We start from the raw sequence: 17,520 nt of genomic DNA, 5'->3' as shown, positions 1-17,520 counted from the left end.
GGTGCCTCCAGGTCTATCGGTATTGGGTGATCTGAACATGCTGGCCATTGCCAGCCTGGGTCACGGAGCTGTTGAGCCCTGAGCCGGACTGCACGATGCTGGCGCTGTTGTCGTTGCCGATCTGCTCGATGGCGGCGTTGTTGCTGCTGCCGCTCTGGCGAATCGACGCACTGTTGCCATTTCCCTGTTGGCTGATGATGGCCATCAGGTCACTGCCTTCCTGCAAGATGTGCGCTTCCTGGGCACCGCCGGACTGGACGATACGGCCCAGCAGGGCCTGTCCGTTCTGGTCGAGGGCGGCGCGGTTGCCTGACCCTTGCTGCTCGATCACCGCAGCCTGGCCGGCACCGGCCGGCAGCAGGCGGATGATCACTGGTTCACCGAGGTCGTTGCCGGGTGCAAGGTCGGCATTGTCCATCAGGTCCTCTGCCCAGCAGGCCTGGCCCACCAGGGCCAGGCAGAGCAACAGGGAGTACAGCCGTTTCATCGAAGCCTCCGGCTTTTACTGCACGACTACGTTGACGGTGCGCGTGGTGCCTTGGCTGGTGGTGATCGTCGCCGTCGGTGCCGCAGTCGGGATGATCGTGGTGCTATTGCTTACCACCAGGCGCCAGCGGCCGGTCAGCGCTACCGTGGCCGTCCCCAAGGTCTGGACGCCCGTGGTAGTGGTTACCTGCACGGTTACGGTATTGCCGGTGGTCACCGACGAGGTGCCACTGATGTCCCAGTTGTAACGGTTGTTGGAGCGCGCCGTGACCGTGGCTGTCGTGACGGCGAAGGTTTCAGCGGCAGGCCGAGGCGACACGTTGACGGTGACCGTACTTGGGGTGGACAGCCCCCCCAGCGAGTCACGTGCCTGGTAGGTGAAGGTGGTGGTGAAGGCTGTGGTTACAGTGGCCGGTGGGGTATAGGTCACGGTTGTGCCGTCGGTGCTGACCGTGCCACGGCCGGCGGCCGGCTGGGTGATGTTGGCCACACTCAGCGGTACGTTGCCTTCTGGATCGGTGTCGTTGGCCAGCACGTTGATGGTCAATGGCACGCCCAAGGTGGCGACGGTTTCCGGGTTGGCAGTCGGTGCCTGGTTAGGTGCGACGTTGATGGTGACCGTGGCCGGTTCCGACTTCAGGCCCTTGGCATCCACCGCCCGGTAGCTGAAGTTGGCTACCAGCGGTTGTGTGGCCCCGGTCGGCGGTGTGTAGGTAACCGAGGTGGTGCCGTTCAGCACGACGCCGCCAAGGCCGGTCCCGGGTTGGGTCAGGTCGCTGATGGTCAGCGGCACGTCGCCATCCGGGTCGCTGTCGTTCAGCAACAGGTTGAGTGTGATCGGTACACCGACACTGGTGCTGCCGACATCGGCCTGGGCCAGCGGTGGCTGGTTGGCGGCCTCGACCGGGGCGCTGCCGACCACGATCACCGGCTCCACATCACTACCGCCATGGGCAGACTTGACCGTAACGGTAGCGGGCGGTTGAGCCAAATCGTTGACCGTGATGCTTTGCAGTGTGCCCGATTTCGACATGCGGCCGTAGCCTTGGGCGAGCAGGTCGGGGACCGTTACTTCGTCGCTGGAGCTGGCCTCGATCAACAGACGTTTGTTGGCCCAGTCATAGCGTGCGGTGCTGACTTTGACCACGTCGCTGAGCTTGCTCGAGAGCGCAGTCGGCTGGGTGCCGCCGACTGCGTTGCTGGCGGTGACAACCACCACCGCTGGCGGCACCGACTGGTTGAACTGCTGGCTGAAGAACAACCCGTTGTTGTCCGAAGTCAGGGTGAACTGACAAGGCGAAGGCGGCGTGCCGATCAGTGCCAGGCCATTGCGCATGCACAAGCTGGCCTCACTCGGGGCCTTGGCGAACACTTCCACGCGGGTGCCGCTGCCGTTGCGCGAATAGGTGGCGCGCTCCAGGGTGACCGGGGTTTGTGCTCGCTGGTCCAGCACCTTGCCAGACACGGTGAACGTGTTGGTCTGAATGGCGCCCGCGGGCCCTTCGATGCGCACGAAGTTGGTATTGAAGGGGCTACCCGTGACCGCTTCGGTGATATTGGGGTCGCCGATGTAGGTTTCGGTGGTGCCCGTGTCAGGATTGACCTCGGTATATGGCCCGCCAACCCCCTTCAGCCAAGGGCCGATCGCCCCCCCCAGCGCCCCCTGGAAGTTGCCCGGAGCACCGATACCGATGTCCCGGGTGATGTTGATCGCGCGACGACCTGCCGTGGTGACGTTGACCGTCTCCACCCCGTAAGGGTGCGTGATGGTGTAGGTACCGGTGCGTGGGACCGATGCGCGGATACGGATGCGGGCGAAACTTTGCTGATCACCGTCTACCGGGTTTTCAGCAGCGAAGGCTGCCTCTATACCGGCAACGTAGACCTCCAGTTCATATCCGCTGTTACCCACTTGTGGTATCGAGGTTTCGGCCAGGAACCAGAACATCTCGGGTGGCCAGTTATCTGGAAATACCAGCGGCAGGGCATCGTCATAGACCCCGGGCTCGGGCAACAAGGTGCACATGTAGGCGGGCGCCCCTGGTGCGCCTGGCGCACGGGTGCTGGTGGCACGCGACTGGCACAGCTCCAGGGATTGGTCGAGGCTGTCCTTGTACCACATCGGATAGCCACCTGTGGCGAAAGTGTAGGGCCCCGGATCGACATCAGACAGCGCGGCGAACGCGGCGCTGGTAACGGTAAGAGAGAAACCGGCGGCCAACAGCGCACGGCGCGACCAAGTGTTCATGCTGCCTCCTTGAAGGCTGAGCCTTTGTCTGTTCATGGCACCAGCACCACGTCTTCGGTGTCGCTACCACCGTTGGCGCTGGTGACCTGCACCTTGGCCGGCGGAATGGGCGAGAGGGTCATGCTCAACGTCTTCACGGCGCCGGTACCGCCCAGGTTGCCGATCAGTGTGCCGTTGCCGGTATGTGCGGTAAGTACTGGAGGTGTTGTTTCGTCACTGGTGCTGGCCACCAGGGTCAGCTCGCCGGTGGACAGGCGGTACTGGGCTTGCGTGATGGTGACCAGGTCGGTCAGGGGAACGTTGCTGGTGGTCAGGCTGCTGGTCGGGATTGCCACGCTGTTGTCAGCGGACAGTGTCACGATGGTTCCGGCCGCCGGGTTGAGGGCTGACTGGGCGTACCAGGCGCCGGTGCCGTTGGCCTCGGTGAGGCTCAGGTTGGGGGTCTGGCTGGTCAGGGTGACGCTTGCCGGTGGCGGCGGGGCCAACACGAAGATGTCTTGCTGGGCGATCAGGTCGCCGTTCTCGGTATGGCGTGAGTAAGTGCTGCGTTGTGGCATCAGCGGGGTGGGCAGGGCCACTTCGGAAAGCTTGCCCGAGACAGCGAAGAGCTCGGTGCGCAGGTCGATGCCACCAGGGCCTTCGATGCGTACGTAGTTTGTGTTGAATGGGCTGCCCGTCACCCGTTCTTCCAGGTTCGGGTCACCGATGAAGCGCTCGTTGCCTTCGGTGTAGGGGCCGTTGACACTGCGCAGGAACGGCCCGACATCGCCCTTGAGTGCGCCGGTGAAGTCGCCTGCGCCGGCGATGCCGATGTCGCGGGTCATGTTGATCGCCCGGCGCCCTGCAACGGGCACATCGAACACTTCAACACCATAGGGGTGGGTGACCACGTAGGTGCCCGCGGTGGGTACGTCGACCCGGATACGGACCCGGGCGAAGCTGACCTGGTCACCCTCGACAGGTTCTTCGGCGGCGAATGCCGCTTCGATCGCGGTACCGTAGCTGAGGTCGATGCCACTGGCGGCGTCGACGATGGCAGCGTCAGCAGTGAACCAGAACGCTTCGTCAGGGAAGTTGGTGGGGAAGACGATGGGTTGGGTATCGTCGAACACACCAGGCGTGGGCAGCAGCGTGCACATGTATGAAGGTGCGCCGGGCGCGCCGGCGACCCGGGAGCTGACCGCCTTGGTCAGGCACAGGTCGAGGGTACGACCGTGGCTGTCCTGGTACCAGGCGGGGAAGCCGCCATTGGCTGGGACGTAAGCGCCTGGATCGACAGCGTTCAAGGCGGCTTGCGCGGGAAGCTGGAGCATGCCGGCGAAAATCGCCACTGCCAGCGGGTGGGGTATCGGTCGGTGCATGAGTCAATTCCTCCTGCAAACGGGCCCATGGACTTGGGGCGTCTGGGAGGAGATCGGCAAGACCTGTGCCAAACCCTGAAAAATGCTGTGCAGGCCTTGTGGGGCAGGGGGTTCAGATTTTCAGTAGGGCTTTATGCCAGCGGCTGGCGGTGGGCAGCGTTCCCCCAAGGTTGGGGATTGGGGGCCGGTAATTTCAACCCGGTTTTCGATGCAGAGCCGAGTTCTGAGCGAAATACAGCGCCAGCAGCGTAAACCCGCTGGATGCATGGCCACCCGGCCAGCAACGGCCATCGCCGGGCTTGCTCCATAAAGAGAAGTTTTCGAACCATTCGACCCGGGGCTGCGAACCGCCATACAACGTGGTTTCCACAGGGCAATACACGCTGGTATGGCTTTTCAGGTAGTGAATCACGGTGGTGCTCAGTGCGAACGCTACCACCACGAACAACAGGTCGCGTCGGTGTTGGGTGGCAAAGCGCAGTACCGGTGCAATACGGACCTTTTCCAGCGCCTGGGCAAGGCCCAATTGGGGGCGGTTGGCCAAGCGCGGCCAGATGAACGACAGCAAACTGCCTATGACGGCCAGTTCACCGGTCCAGTCCGGCAGGATGCGTGGCCATTTGTGGGTGATTCTCTCGAATAACGGGTTGTGCAGCAGCGGGAACTGGCCAGTGGCCGGGTCAAGCAGGGAATGCTCAGAGTTCCTTGGCATCAATGAGTGTGTGCCATTCATTGGCCGCCATCTGGCCGAGCACCTTCGTCTTGCCATCGTTGCCACGCGTAATGAACAGGGCGCTGGCATAGCTGTTCGCTGTTGCGCTAGAAGGCGCTTTGAGCGCCTGCTCCAGTTGTTCCATGCAGCCGCTGTGGCTGACCAGCACGAGGTTGTGGCCTTTTCGCTTGAGGGCAAAGGCATTTTCGGCAAAGTGGCCGTCACACTGATTAAGCCAGTCTTGTGTGGCAATGGTTTTACCGAACATGGCTTGTGCGGTCTGCCGGGTTCGCACCTCTGGGCTGGTCCAGACATCAACTGCGCCCAGGCCAAGGTGTTGCAACCCGAGGCCTACATCGGTGGCCACCTGCCTGCCCACGACAGTGATACCGCTGGGGTCATCCAGGCAGGCATCACTGGAGCGGTCGCAGCGTTCGGCATGGCGCAGTACGACAATCACCGAGCCTTTCGCCCAATCGGTATACAGCCCACTGTGTTGCAGGTGATGGGGATTGCCCAGGTTGGGGATGGTCGCGCGCTGCTGCGCCCAGCCTTGCGCTACGCAGAACAAGAGCAGCAGGCACAAGACTACCCATTGCGCCGTGCCCCAAGGCCATTGGTATATCGGCGCAAGCCGTGAAACGGGGGAGTCGTCGATAACGTCGTGCAGCATGCTTGCCACTTCAGTCAATCTGCTCAATGCAAGAGCGACGGCACTGTAGGCAGTGGGATGTCGGCAGAGGGTGAGGCTGGTGTGGAAAAAACCTTGGCCGTTAGGCGTGCAGTGGAGGTCAAGCCAGGTAAGAAGGCAGAAATGAAACCGGTTTCAAAACCTTTCTGAACGCGCTAGATTATTCGGCTGTGTCTTGATGGCCTATCAAGATCACCTCTCAATTGAAAATCAGATGGCGCTTATCAAGGCCACCCCCACAGCCGATGAGGATTCGCAATGCCTGAGCATGCCCCAGACAACCCGCGCAGGGATTTTCTGCGCAAGACCTTGACCCTGATCCCTGTCGTTACAGTGGCCAGCACGGGGCTTGGCGTGGGCGCCAGCCAGCTGCTTGCGGCCCCGCAACCGCATCAGCAACCGAAAGTGCCGGCCACGCCGCCTGCGGGCAATTATCAACCAACATTCTTCAGCGCCGAAGAATGGGCTTTTGTACAAGCCGCCGTGTCGCGCATCATCCCGGCCGATGAGCTTGGCCCAGGGGCACTCGAAGCGGGTGCCGCCGAGTTCATCGACCGGCAGATGAATACCCCCTACGCGACCGGCGCACAGTGGTACATGCAAGGGCCGTTCAACGCCGACGCCGCGCCCGAGCTGGGCTACCAGCTGCAGCTCAGCCCGCAACAAATCTACCGCCTGGGCATCGCTGCCGTGGACGGCTGGTGCAAGGCCAATAGCGGACAGGTTTTTGCTGCGCAAGATAGCGCTACCCGGGACCGCATTCTCAGCAAGTTGGAGGCAGGAGAGCTGGTTTTCGACACCGTTCCGGCCAAGGTGTTCTTCAGCCTGCTGGTGCAAAACACGCGTGAAGGGTTCTTCTGCGACCCGATTCATGGCGGCAACAAAGGCATGGTCGGCTGGACCCAGATCGGCTTCCCCGGCGCCCGCGCCGACTTCATGGACTGGGTCGAGCGCAATGAGCCTTACCCGTTCCCGGCTGTATCGATCCGTGGTGAGAGGGCCTGAGGCATGGCGACTGTGTTGAACAAAGTGGATGCGGTGATCGTCGGCTTCGGCTGGGCCGGTGCGATCATGGCCAAAGAGCTGACCGAGGCCGGGCTGCACGTGGTAGCCCTGGAGCGGGGGCCGATGCAGGATACCTACCCCGAAGGCAGCTACCCACAGGTGATTGATGAGCTGACCTACAGCGTGCGCAAGAAGCTGTTCGTCGATGTATCGAAAGAAACCGTCACTGTCCGCCATAGCGTGAATGATGTGGCATTGCCCAATCGCCAGTTGGGCGCATTCCTGCCGGGCAAGGGCGTGGGGGGCGCGGGCCTGCACTGGTCGGGTGTGCACTTCCGGGTCGACCCCGTCGAGTTGCGCCTGCGCAGCCACTATGAAGAGCGCTACGGGCGCACGTTCATTCCCGAAGGCATGACTATCCAGGACTTCGGCGTAAGTTACGAAGAGCTGGAGCCCTATTTCGACTTTGCCGAAAAGGTCTTTGGCACTTCAGGCCAGGCCTGGACCGTCAAAGGCCAGGTGGTCGGTGAAGGGAAGGGCGGCAACCCCTATGCGCCAGACCGTTCCAACCCGTTCCCGCTGCCCGCACAGAAGAACGTTGTATCGGCAAGGCTGTTCGAAAAGGCTGCCACCAGACTGGGCTACAAACCTTACAACCTGCCGTCGGCCAACACCTCGGGGCCATACACCAACCCCTACGGGGCGCAGATGGGGCCGTGCAACTTCTGCGGTTTCTGCAGCGGCTACGTGTGTTACATGTACTCCAAAGCCTCGCCCAACGTGAATATCCTGCCGGCGCTGCGCCAGGTGCCCAACTTCGAGTTGCGGCCCAATGCCCATGTACTGCGGGTGAACCTGGACGACAGCAAGCGCAAGGCCACCGGCGTGACCTACATCGATGCCCAGGGGCGCGAGGTGGAGCAGCCGGCAGAGCTGGTGATTCTGGCGGCTTTCCAGTTCAACAACGTGCGTCTGATGCTGCTTTCCGGCATTGGCAAACCTTACGATCCGGTGAAGAACGAGGGTGTGGTCGGGCGTAACTTCGCCTATCAGAACATGGGGACAGTCAAGGCGTTCTTCGACAAGGACACCTACACCAACAACTTCATCGGCGCAGGTGGCAATGGCATTGCCATCGACGATTTCAACGCCGACAACTTCGACCATGGCCCGCACGGCTTCGTCGGCGGTTCGCCAATGTGGGTGAACCAGGCCGGCAGCCGGCCGATTGCCGGTACCTCCAACCCGCCGGGCACACCGGCCTGGGGCAGTGCCTGGAAAAAAGCCACGGCCGACTACTACACCCACCAGGTGTCGATGGACGCCCACGGCGCCCATCAGTCCTACCGTGGCAATTACCTGGACCTGGACCCCACCTACCGCGATGCCTACGGTCAGCCGCTGCTGCGCATGACGTTCGACTGGCAGGAAAACGACATCAAGATGAACCAGTTCATGGTCGACAAGCTGAGCAAGATCGCCCAGGCGATGAACCCCAAGGCCATTGCTGTGCTGGGCAAGCAGGTCAAGGACCACTTCAACACTACCAGTTACCAGACCACCCACCTGAACGGCGGGGCGATCATGGGCACCGACCCCAAGACCAGTGCACTGAACCGCTACCTGCAAAGCTGGGACGTACACAACGTGTTCGTTCCGGGGGCTTCGGCGTTCCCGCAGGGGCTGGGTTACAACCCGACCGGGCTGGTGGCCGCACTCACGTACTGGTCGGCTCGCGCCATCCGTGAGCAGTACCTGAAAAACCCCGGTCCGTTGGTCCAGGCTTGAGGAGCGATGAGCATGAAGACACTGTTGATCGCAACCTTGGTGCTGGGTGCCGGCGCGGCTGCACAGGCCGTAGCGAATGACGATGCGCAGGTACGCCTGGGCGAGTACCTGGCCCGCGCCGGTGACTGCGTGGCCTGCCATACCGCCAAAGACGGCAAACCCTTTGCCGGTGGGTTGCCGATGGAAACGCCGATTGGCACGGTGTACTCCACCAACATCACCCCGGCGGCCAGTGGCATTGGCCAGTACAGCTTCGAAGACTTCGACCAGGCCGTGCGCAGGGGTATCGGCAAGGACGGCAGTACGCTCTATCCGGCCATGCCATACCCGTCGTATGCGCGGGTCAGCGAGCAGGACATGCAGGCGCTGTACGCCTATTTCATGAAGGGCGTGGCGCCTGTCGAGCAGGCGAACAAGGCCTCTGACATTCCTTGGCCGCTGAGCATGCGCTGGCCACTGGCAATCTGGCGCGGCCTGTTCGCACCAGAGGCCAAGCCCTGGCAGGCATCGGCGACAGCTGACCCTGTGGTGAACCGCGGTGCGTACCTGGTCGAGGGCCTTGGGCATTGTGGTGCTTGTCATACGCCGCGGGCGCTGACCATGCAGGAAAAGGCCCTGAGCGCTGCTGATGGCGAGCAGTTTCTGGCCGGCAGCGCACCGCTGGAAGGCTGGATTGCCAAGAACCTGCGTGGCGATCACAAAGACGGCCTGGGCAGCTGGAGCGAAGCGCAGTTGGTGCAGTTCCTCAAGACTGGGCGCAGTGATCGCAGCGCCGTGTTCGGCGGCATGAGCGATGTGGTCGAGCACAGCATGCAGCACATGAGTGATGCTGACTTGACCGCTATCGCCCGCTACCTGAAAACCCTGCCGCCAAGTAATCCGGATGACCAGCCGCATGTATACGACAAGCAGGTCGCGGATGCGCTATGGAAGGGTGACGACAGCAAGCCTGGGGCGGCGGTGTACATCGACAACTGCGCGGCCTGCCACCGCACCGACGGGCAGGGTTACACCCGCGTGTTCCCGGCCTTGGCCGGCAACCCGGTGGTGCAGACTGCGGATGCCACGTCGCTGATCCATGTGGTGCTCGCCGGTGGCACGGTACCGGCAACGCACAGTGCGCCGTCGAACTTCACCATGCCGGCTTTCGGCTGGCGTCTGAGTGACCAGGAGGTTGCCGAGGTGGTGAATTTCATTCGCAGCAGCTGGGGTAACCAGGGCAGTGCGGTCACGGCCGGTGATGTGAAGTCGCTTCGCTGACATGTATTTCTGCGCCCTCGCCCGTAGGAGCGGGTTTACCCGCGAACACGGGCGAAGCCCGTGCCATCCCCTAACGTAATCAGATTCCAGGACAAGCCCTGCCGACAGATATAAATCTATTAATATCAATTATCTATGCAATATTCTTAATGCGATTTAACATTTTATGTCTCCGTGTCCGACCAACGGCCTGTTGACGAACCCGCGCATTTTTGCTGTATTGAAACCGGTTTCATCACTATTAAAACAATCATAAGGAAAACCCATGACCGACGCGCCTGCCCATACCCGCGAACGGGTCACCATCAGCGAAGTGGCGCGTGTTGCTGGCGTTTCCAAAGCCACCGTCTCCCGTTACATCGGTGGCGACCGCCAATTGCTGGCCGAAGCCACGGCCAAGCGGCTGGAAGAGGTCATCGAACGCCTCGGCTATCGCCCCAACCAGATGGCTCGCGGCCTCAAGCGCGGCCAGACGCGACTGATCGGCATGCTGGTGGCCGATATCCTCAACCCCTATTCCGTGGCCGTGATGCATGGCGTGGAAACCGCCTGCCGTCAGCATGGTTACAGCCTGGTAGTTTGCAACACCAACCGCGACGACGAGCAGGAGCGTCACCACCTGGTGGCCCTGCAGAGCTACAACGTCGAAGGGTTGATCGTGAACACGCTCGGTCACCACCCCGGCGAACTGCTCAACCTGCAGCGTGACATCCCCATGGTGCTGGTCGACCGCCAATTGCCCGAGCTGAATGTTGACCTTGTCGGCCTGGACAATGCTGATGCAGTCGAGCAGGCCCTGGACCACCTGCAGGCCCAGGGCTACCGCGACATCCTGGCGGTCAGCGAACCCCTCGATGGCACCAGTTCACGCCTGGAGCGGGTGCAGGCGTTCGGCGCATCGATCAGCCGTCGGCCAGGCATGCGTCAGCAGGTACTCGAAATCGGTGCCGGGCTGCAGGGCCAATTGGCTTCGTTTCTTGCCCACAGTGGTCATGGTCCGCAAGCCATCTTCACCTTCAACGGCGTTGCCACCTTGGCGGTGACCCGGGCCCTGCTCGAGGCCGGGCGCAACCTGGTTGCCGATGTCGGGCTGATCGCCCTCGACGACCTCGACTGGTACCCCTTGGTCGGCAAAGGCATCACCGCACTGGCCCAGCCCACCGAGCGTATCGGCGTGGCGGCATTCGAAAGCCTGCTCGGTCGTTTGCGCGGCGACAGCGGCGCAGCCCGGCGCATCGACTTCAAAGCCAACCTGATCATCCGCGGTTCAACCCAACCCCAGTAAGAAAACGGCAGGCTTGTGCCTGCTGCTGATCAAAAATGAAACCGGTTTCATAAGGACAAGAACAATGCAAGCGAACCCCGTTTCCATCAGTCTCTCCAGCTACGGCGCCGACTTTGTGCGCCAACGTGGCCAGGAGCAGTTTCTGGACCTGCTGGCAGCCGCTGGCGTCAGCCGCGTCGAATTGCGCGAAGAATTGTTCGCCAGCGCACCGGACGCAGCTGCGCTCGGTAGGGTCATTGCCGCGCTGCGCCTGGAATGCCTGTACTCCACCCCCCTTGAACTGTGGAACGCTCAAGGCGTGCCCGACCCGCTGCTGGTGCAGAAGCTGGAAATTGCCCGGGCGCTTGGCGCGGTGGCGCTGAAGGTTTCCTTGGGGCACTTCGATGAGCACTGCGATGTGACGGCCCTGGCGTCGCTGCTGCCTGCGCAGGGGCCTCTGTTGCTGGTGGAAAACGATCAGACCGCACAAGGTGGCAGGATCGAACCGATGCTGCAGTTTTTCCAGCGTGTCGACCCGCTTGGGCTGCGCCTGGGCATGACGTTCGATATCGGTAACTGGCAGTGGCAAGGCGAGCCTGCGCGGCAAGCTGCAAGGCAGCTAGGCCGTTGGGTGCGCTATGTGCATTGCAAGGCTGTGCAGCGCCGGGCCGATGGCCGTCTGGTGGCCATACCGCCGCAGGCTGCGGACCTGCAGGAGTGGGCAGCGCTGATGGCCGAGTTCGCACCGGGCGTGGTGCGCGCCGTCGAGTACCCCCTGGTGGGCGAAGACCTGTTGGCGCTGACGCGGGCCCAGGTGCGTCACCTTTCTGCACTGGGCGCGGCGCAGGAGCTGGACCATGCATGAACATGACGTGCTGTGTTTCGGCGAGACCATGGCCATGTTCGTTGCAGAGCAAGCCGGTGACCTGGCCGGTGTCGGACAGTTCGGCAAACGCATCGCCGGCGCCGACAGCAACGTGGCGATTGGCCTGGCGCGGCTGGGTTTCAAGGTGCGCTGGCTGAGCCGGGTAGGTGACGATTCGCTGGGCCGTTTCGTTCTCGACAGCTTGCGCGGCGAAGGCCTTGACTGTTCCGGCGTCGAGGTGGATGCCAACTACCCGACGGGTTTTCAGCTCAAGGCCCGCAGCGATGATGGCAGCGACCCGGCAGTGGAGTACTTTCGCCGCGGTTCGGCGGCCAGCAGGCTGTCACCTGCGATGGTGAGCCCCGTTTGGCTGCAGGCTCGGCACGTGCACGCTACCGGTATTCCGCTGGCGCTGTCGGACAGCTCGCGGGCGCTGTCCCACACGCTGCTGGATGCAATGCGCGCAGCCGGGCGCAGCATATCGTTCGACCCTAACCTGCGCCCCTCGCTGTGGCCCGATCAAAGCAGCATGGTGCGTGAAATCAATGCCCTGGCGGCCAAGGCCGACTGGGTTTTACCGGGGTTGGAAGAGGGGCGGTTGCTGACTGGTCAGCACACCCCGGCCGATATCGCCGCGTTCTACCTGGACCAAGGGGTGGAACTGGTGGTGATCAAGCTGGGCGACGCTGGCGCCTACTTCCGCAGCGCCAAGGGCGAAGGGCAGGTAGCCCCCGTGCCAGTCAGCCGCGTGGTGGACACCGTCGGTGCAGGTGATGCCTTTGCCGTCGGTGTGCTCAGTGCGCTACTGGAGGGCCGTCCGGTAGCCGAGGCGGTAGCGCGCGGCAACTGGTGCGGCAGCCGTGCCGTGCAGTCGCGGGGCGACATGGAAGGGCTGCCGCTGCGCGATGAACTGGAGGCCTACGACCTGCGCAGAAGCGCATGAGCCGATCCCGAAACACCTGTTGCAACAAAAACAACAAGCTCAGGAGAAACAATCCATGCAAAGCCAAAGCCTGGCACCTCGCCGCTGGTGGTACATCATCCCGATTGTGTTCGTCACCTACAGCCTGGCGTACCTGGACCGCGCCAACTACGGCTTCGCCGCCGCCTCCGGCATGGCCGAAGACCTGCACATCACCCCGGTGCTGTCTTCGTTGTTGGGTGCGCTGTTCTTTCTCGGTTACTTCTTCTTCCAGGTGCCCGGCGCCATCTACGCTGAAAAGCGCAGCGTGAAGAAGCTCATCTTCGTCTGCCTGATCCTGTGGGGCGGCCTTGCCACGCTTACCGGCATGGTCAGCAACGTCTACATGCTGATCGGCATCCGCTTCCTGCTCGGGGTAGTGGAGGCTGCGGTCATGCCGGCCATGCTGGTGTACCTGTGCCATTGGTTCACCCGGGCCGAGCGTTCGCGCGCCAATACATTCCTGATGCTGGGCAACCCGGTGACCATTCTGTGGATGTCGGTGGTGTCCGGTTACCTGATCAAGCATTACGACTGGCGCTGGATGTTCATCATCGAAGGCCTGCCCGCCGTGATCTGGGCGTTCTTCTGGTGGCGCCTGGTGGATGACCGCCCGGCCCAGGTGGCTTGGCTGAGCGAGCAGGAAAAGGCCGCCTTGGCGCAGGCACTGGCTGCCGAGCAGCAGGGTATCAAGCCTGTAAAGAACTACCGCGAAGCGTTCCGCTCGCCGCAAGTGATCATCCTGGCGCTGCAGTACTTCTGCTGGAGCATCGGCGTGTATGGCTTCGTGCTGTGGCTGCCGTCGATCCTCAAGCAGGCGGCGAATGTCGATATCGTGCAGGCCGGCTGGCTGGCCTCGGTGCCCTACCTGGCGGCGGTGCTGGCGATGGTGGGCGTGTCCTGGGCGTCCGACCGCCTGCAAAAGCGCAAGCGCTTCGTCTGGCCGCCGCTGCTGATTGCCGCGTTGGCGTTCTATGGTTCCTACGCCTTGGGCAGCGAGCATTTCTGGCTGTCGTATGCATTGCTGGTGGTTGCTGGCGCCTGTATGTACGCACCCTATGGCCCATTCTTCGCGATCGTGCCCGAGATCCTGCCGGCCAACGTCGCAGGCGGCGCCATGGCGCTGATCAACAGCATGGGGGCGCTGGGCTCGTTTGGCGGTTCGTGGCTGGTGGGCTACCTCAATGGGGCTACGGGCGGGCCCGGCGCCTCTTATCTGTTCATGTGCGGTGCGCTGCTGACGGCAGTGGCGCTTACCGCTGCGCTCAATACTTCCCAGACCTCTGGCCGGGCAAAGCGCGATAGTTCGCGCCTGGCCATGAACCATTAGGAAACCTGCAATGAAGAAGCGAATCGTCCTGTATAAACGCCTGTCCGAAGACCTGATGGCACGCCTGCAAGATCGCGTCGAGGTGACCTGGGTGGATACCACCCAGCCCGATGGCCTGGCCCGCCTGCGCGATGCATTACCGGGGGCGCATGGGTTACTGGGGGCCAGCCTGCGCCTGGATGCCAGCCTGCTCGACCTTGCCCCGCAACTGGAAGTGGTGTCGAGCGTTTCGGTAGGCGTGGACAACTACGACATTGCTGAACTCAGCAGGCGTGGTGTGATGCTCACCAACACGCCCGACGTGTTGACCGAAACTACGGCCGACACAGGCTTTGCCTTGATCCTGGCTACCGCCAGGCGGGTGGTGGAGCTGGCGAACTGGGTGCGTGACGGCCGTTGGCAGGCCAACCTGGGGCCGGCGCATTTTGGCAGTGATGTGCACGGCAAGACGCTAGGCATCGTCGGCATGGGCCGCATTGGCGAGGCCCTGGCCCGGCGCGCGGCCGCTGGTTTTGGCATGCGCGTGCTGTATCACAGCCAGCGTGCCAAGCCCGAGGTGGAAGCACGCTATGCCGCATGCCAGTGCAGCCTGGATGAGCTGTTGCAGCAGGCAGATTTCGTTTGCCTGACGGTGCCATTGAGCGCCAGCACCGAAGGCCTGATAGGCGCACGGGAACTCGCGTTGATGAAGCCTGAGGCAATCCTGGTGAACATCTCACGCGGGCGTGTGGTGGATGAGCAGGCGCTGATCGAAGCGCTGCGGGCCAGGCGCATCCGAGGTGCGGGGCTGGACGTGTTCGTGCACGAGCCGCTGCCGACCGATTCGCCGCTGTTGCAGCTGGATAACGTGGTAGCGACCCCGCATATCGGCTCGGCGACCGAGGAAACCCGCCAGGCCATGGCGCGTTGCGCGGTGGACAACCTGCTCAGCGCGCTGGCCGGTGAACGGCCGGTAAACCTGGTCAACGGCTGACGCGCCCCCGTTCCCACAGGGGCCGCGCAGCCTTTGAAACGATCAGCGGCAGTTGCCTGCCTTGCGATACCCCGCTGCCTGCGCTTCACCTTCGTTTGCGAAGGTAACCTGGTTCTTCGCTGCAACCTGGTTGTAGCCCGGGCAGCCGACTGACAAGTGATAGACGTGGCTGTTGCGGTTGCCAAGCACGGCACCGACCGAACCGGCACTGGCCAGGCTTGGTTTGGCCTCTGGCTTGGCCGCTTTTACCGGCACCGCCTGTACCACGCCGCTGCCAACCGGCTTGTAGCCGGCGGTCCACTTGCGTTCGCCGCTTACGAACGGGTTGGCATGGCCCATGATCGCGGCAATGCGCCGGTCGCGTTCTTTCTCCCAGGCCGACACCGGGTGTTGCTTGTCCCAGGCCATCAGCAGCTGTTGCTGTTGGCGCGACATGTTCAGCTTGTAGCGGTCGAACATGTAGAACGTGGTGCGGGCCACCAGCCCTTTGACTTCGTCACGCGGTTCGGCGGTGCGCTGGACGAAATCGACCTTGGTGGTGCATTGGCCGTATTCGCCGGCATTGCCAGTGACCATGCCGTAGTTGAAGTTACTGCGGTCACCGTTGACCTCACCCACGGCCGGGTAAAGGTTGAACAGGTCGGCCTCCATGGCGCGGAACACCGGGTCGTTGTCCACGCAGTGCTCACGGCCGCCGTTCTTCCAGCACTGGCGCTGGTTGCCGAAGGTGTGGGCGGGCACGATGTGTTCCCACTCGGTGCGTTCGGCACGGTTCTGCTGCTTGCGCGTCTGGTAACCACACGAGGCGGCATCGATGCGTCCGCCAGACTTGCCCACCCAGGTCCATTTGCAACCGCAGTACAAGTCGCCCATGGCACTGCTGGCCTGGTCCAGGTAGACCTTCTGCTTGGCCACCACCTTGGCTTCGGTGAAGGTGGCCGGCGGATTGGCCAGAGCGGGGAGGGTAAAGGAAAATAATAAGGTTATGGCGTAAAGCAGTGATTTCATGGGGAAAACATATTTCAGGTTGGGCCGGGCATTGTAATGGTTTCCCCGGGGCTGACCAGCTCACGGAGCCATACCAATGGTCGGCCAGGGTCGTCGCTGCCCATACGGCTGAATGTGGCTGAGTCGAGCATGTCCCGCACTTGGGTGCCCATGCGCAGCAGGTGCTCGACGAAACCGGCACCGATGTCACCGTAGTCCTCCAGGGAAACCCCGCTCTGGTTGTGCTGGATTGCGAGGTGGTAATGACTGACACCATCGCCGTTGCCGCTACCGCCCAGTACCACCGTGAAGCGTGGGCCAAGCAGGGCGGCCAGGCGTTCCCGCACCAGATCGAGCAGGGCGAGGGGTATTTCATTTTCGCGCAGTGATGTAGGGAAACAGGGTGTGAACGGAGGCATGAGGGTGTCCTGCTGGGCGGGGTTCGAGTGCTGGCCAGCTTAGGCAAGGTGACTGTCAACTTGGGTAAAGCGGGGGTAAAAGCGGGTAATGCTCAGCCCCGCTGCGCGGTTCATTTCAAGAGCAGCCTCAGAAGGTCTGCCCCAACGAGAACTGGAACACTTGGGTTTCGGCGTTATCCGGCTTCTTCAATGGCGCCGCCAGGCTGAAACTCAGCGGCCCCATCGGGCTGTACCAGGTCACGCCAACCCCCAGCGACACAGCCATCTGCGCCAGGTCGGCGCTGCCGCAGCCTTGAGTGGTGGACAGGTAGCAGGTGTCGGCATATACGTTGCCGGCATCGACAAACACCGAGCTGCGCAGCTGGCTCTGGTCCTGCACGAAGGGCAGCGGGAACAGGTACTCGGCACCGCCGGTAATCAGGATATTACCCCCCAGCACATCGGTGTCGCGGTCGGAATAGTAAGCCTGCCCAGCGCTGGAATAGGCCCCGGTAGCCGGCGTGCTGCGCGGGCCGAGGGTGCCGTCCTTGAACCCGCGTACCGACCCCTGCCCACCGGCGTTGTAGCTTTCATAGAACGGCAAGCCGTCGGTGGAGCCATAGCCGTTGCCGTAGCCCAGGTTGGTGTGCAGGCGCAGCGTGGTGTTGCTGGTGACCGGCAGGAAAGCCTGGCCGTTGTAGTCAAGCTTGTAGAACGAAAGGTCGCTGCCAGGGGTGGTAGCCATCAGCGTCAGGCTCTGCGAGTGGCCGCGGGTGGCTAGCACGCCTTTGTTGAGGGTAGATTCCGACCAACCGATCGACGCCTTGAGGTTGTTGAAGCTTTTGCCTTCGCGGGAGATGAAATCGTAGATCTCGTCAGCGCTGTAGGTGCCGGGCGAAATGTCGTCGTGCTGCAGGGTCAGGCCGTAGGTAAGACGCGAGGTTTCGTTGATCGGGTAGCCGAAGCTGACCCCGGCGCCGTAGCTGTTGATTGCATAGTACGAAACCCCATCGTCGTAGTAATCGCTGTAGTCGGTGCTGTTGTAGAACAGGTTGTAGCCCAGGCTGACGCCGTCGGCGGTGAAGTAGGGGTCGACGAAGCCGAAGTTGTACTTGGTCTGGTATTCCGAACGGGTCAGGCCGATGGATACCTTGTTACCGGTACCGAGGAAGTTGCTCTGGCTGATCGAAC

15 protein-coding genes and 1 pseudogene are annotated in these 17,520 nt (G+C 62.5%); 8 read left to right on the top strand and 8 right to left on the bottom strand.

The window, feature by feature from the left end:
- Positions 1-13: 13 nt before the first annotated feature.
- From FQ668_RS16040 to FQ668_RS16020, 5 genes and pseudogenes are all read right to left on the bottom strand, one after another.
- Complete coding sequence (locus FQ668_RS16040) at positions 14-487, bottom strand: curlin (RefSeq protein ID WP_019437535.1); 474 nt, start codon at positions 485-487, stop codon at positions 14-16.
- Positions 488-502: 15 nt separating this feature from the next.
- Complete coding sequence (locus FQ668_RS16035) at positions 503-2,734, bottom strand: Ig-like domain-containing protein (RefSeq protein ID WP_019437536.1); 2,232 nt, start codon at positions 2,732-2,734, stop codon at positions 503-505.
- A 32-nt stretch (positions 2,735-2,766) separates the two neighbouring features.
- Positions 2,767-4,095: a hypothetical protein gene (locus FQ668_RS16030; protein WP_014590852.1), complete on the bottom strand. Its 1,329-nt coding sequence runs from the start codon at positions 4,093-4,095 to the stop codon at positions 2,767-2,769.
- Between the two features lie 229 nt (positions 4,096-4,324).
- Positions 4,325-4,783 (bottom strand): annotated as a pseudogene (locus FQ668_RS16025) (acid phosphatase); the annotation flags it as partial.
- 7 nt (positions 4,784-4,790) lie between these two features.
- Positions 4,791-5,480, bottom strand: coding sequence for a histidine phosphatase family protein (locus FQ668_RS16020; protein WP_023390062.1), 690 nt, complete (start codon positions 5,478-5,480; stop codon positions 4,791-4,793).
- 276 nt (positions 5,481-5,756) lie between these two features.
- On the opposite strand from FQ668_RS16020, the gene FQ668_RS16015 reads away from it, so the two are divergent.
- The 8 genes from FQ668_RS16015 (at position 5,757) to FQ668_RS15980 (ending at position 14,944) form a co-directional block, all read left to right on the top strand.
- Entirely contained in the window at positions 5,757-6,503 is a 747-nt protein-coding gene (locus tag FQ668_RS16015) for a gluconate 2-dehydrogenase subunit 3 family protein (RefSeq protein ID WP_014590855.1), read from the top strand.
- 3 nt (positions 6,504-6,506) lie between these two features.
- Positions 6,507-8,291: a GMC family oxidoreductase gene (locus tag FQ668_RS16010; protein ID WP_019437539.1), complete on the top strand. Its 1,785-nt coding sequence runs from the start codon at positions 6,507-6,509 to the stop codon at positions 8,289-8,291.
- 12 nt (positions 8,292-8,303) lie between these two features.
- Positions 8,304-9,551 (top strand): cytochrome c, encoded by a 1,248-nt coding sequence (locus tag FQ668_RS16005; protein WP_019437540.1) that lies wholly within the window; start codon positions 8,304-8,306, stop codon positions 9,549-9,551.
- 265 nt (positions 9,552-9,816) lie between these two features.
- The gene (gene ptxS, locus FQ668_RS16000; RefSeq protein ID WP_010954253.1) at positions 9,817-10,836 is read left to right on the top strand and encodes a transcriptional regulator PtxS; all 1,020 of its coding nucleotides are present in this window, start codon (positions 9,817-9,819) and stop codon (positions 10,834-10,836) included.
- Between the two features lie 64 nt (positions 10,837-10,900).
- The gene (locus FQ668_RS15995; RefSeq protein ID WP_019437541.1) at positions 10,901-11,680 is read left to right on the top strand and encodes a sugar phosphate isomerase/epimerase; all 780 of its coding nucleotides are present in this window, start codon (positions 10,901-10,903) and stop codon (positions 11,678-11,680) included.
- Entirely contained in the window at positions 11,673-12,623 is a 951-nt protein-coding gene (locus FQ668_RS15990) for a sugar kinase (protein WP_019437542.1), read from the top strand. The genes FQ668_RS15995 and FQ668_RS15990 overlap by 8 nt, the downstream gene beginning before the upstream one ends.
- 55 nt (positions 12,624-12,678) lie before the next feature.
- Positions 12,679-13,971 carry an MFS transporter gene (locus tag FQ668_RS15985; protein ID WP_010954250.1) on the top strand — a complete coding sequence of 431 codons (1,293 nt, stop codon included), beginning with the start codon at positions 12,679-12,681 and terminating at the stop codon, positions 13,969-13,971.
- Positions 13,972-13,981: 10 nt separating this feature from the next.
- Entirely contained in the window at positions 13,982-14,944 is a 963-nt protein-coding gene (locus FQ668_RS15980; RefSeq protein WP_014590861.1) for a D-glycerate dehydrogenase, read from the top strand.
- A gap of 42 nt (positions 14,945-14,986) precedes the next feature.
- On the opposite strand, the gene FQ668_RS15975 is transcribed toward FQ668_RS15980, so the two are convergent.
- The 3 genes from FQ668_RS15975 to bamA form a co-directional block, all read right to left on the bottom strand.
- Positions 14,987-15,952, bottom strand: coding sequence for an endonuclease (locus FQ668_RS15975; RefSeq protein WP_014590862.1), 966 nt, complete (start codon positions 15,950-15,952; stop codon positions 14,987-14,989).
- 14 nt (positions 15,953-15,966) lie between these two features.
- Positions 15,967-16,350, bottom strand: coding sequence for a hypothetical protein (locus FQ668_RS15970; protein WP_014590863.1), 384 nt, complete (start codon positions 16,348-16,350; stop codon positions 15,967-15,969).
- Positions 16,351-16,477: 127 nt separating this feature from the next.
- Positions 16,478-17,520: outer membrane protein assembly factor BamA (gene bamA / locus FQ668_RS15965; RefSeq protein WP_144180415.1), on the bottom strand; the 1,043-nt coding region annotated here is incomplete at its 5' end.

It is taken from the genome of Pseudomonas sp. Kh14 (genome assembly GCF_900291005.1).
GTDB lineage: Bacteria > Pseudomonadota > Gammaproteobacteria > Pseudomonadales > Pseudomonadaceae > Aquipseudomonas > Aquipseudomonas alloputida.
The sequence above is the reverse complement of the archived record's forward strand: the minus strand, read 5'-3'. Positions and strand labels throughout refer to the sequence as shown.

Coding starts and splice junctions, on each gene's coding strand:
- FQ668_RS16040 (WP_019437535.1), bottom strand. CDS start 487: ATGAAACGGCTGTACTCCCTGTTGCTCTGCCTGGCCCTGGTGGGCCAG.
- FQ668_RS16035 (WP_019437536.1), bottom strand. CDS start 2,734: ATGAACACTTGGTCGCGCCGTGCGCTGTTGGCCGCCGGTTTCTCTCTT.
- FQ668_RS16030 (WP_014590852.1), bottom strand. CDS start 4,095: ATGCACCGACCGATACCCCACCCGCTGGCAGTGGCGATTTTCGCCGGC.
- FQ668_RS16020 (WP_023390062.1), bottom strand. CDS start 5,480: ATGCTGCACGACGTTATCGACGACTCCCCCGTTTCACGGCTTGCGCCG.
- FQ668_RS16015 (WP_014590855.1), top strand. CDS start 5,757: ATGCCTGAGCATGCCCCAGACAACCCGCGCAGGGATTTTCTGCGCAAG.
- FQ668_RS16010 (WP_019437539.1), top strand. CDS start 6,507: ATGGCGACTGTGTTGAACAAAGTGGATGCGGTGATCGTCGGCTTCGGC.
- FQ668_RS16005 (WP_019437540.1), top strand. CDS start 8,304: ATGAAGACACTGTTGATCGCAACCTTGGTGCTGGGTGCCGGCGCGGCT.
- ptxS (WP_010954253.1), top strand. CDS start 9,817: ATGACCGACGCGCCTGCCCATACCCGCGAACGGGTCACCATCAGCGAA.
- FQ668_RS15995 (WP_019437541.1), top strand. CDS start 10,901: ATGCAAGCGAACCCCGTTTCCATCAGTCTCTCCAGCTACGGCGCCGAC.
- FQ668_RS15990 (WP_019437542.1), top strand. CDS start 11,673: ATGCATGAACATGACGTGCTGTGTTTCGGCGAGACCATGGCCATGTTC.
- FQ668_RS15985 (WP_010954250.1), top strand. CDS start 12,679: ATGCAAAGCCAAAGCCTGGCACCTCGCCGCTGGTGGTACATCATCCCG.
- FQ668_RS15980 (WP_014590861.1), top strand. CDS start 13,982: ATGAAGAAGCGAATCGTCCTGTATAAACGCCTGTCCGAAGACCTGATG.
- FQ668_RS15975 (WP_014590862.1), bottom strand. CDS start 15,952: ATGAAATCACTGCTTTACGCCATAACCTTATTATTTTCCTTTACCCTC.
- FQ668_RS15970 (WP_014590863.1), bottom strand. CDS start 16,350: ATGCCTCCGTTCACACCCTGTTTCCCTACATCACTGCGCGAAAATGAA.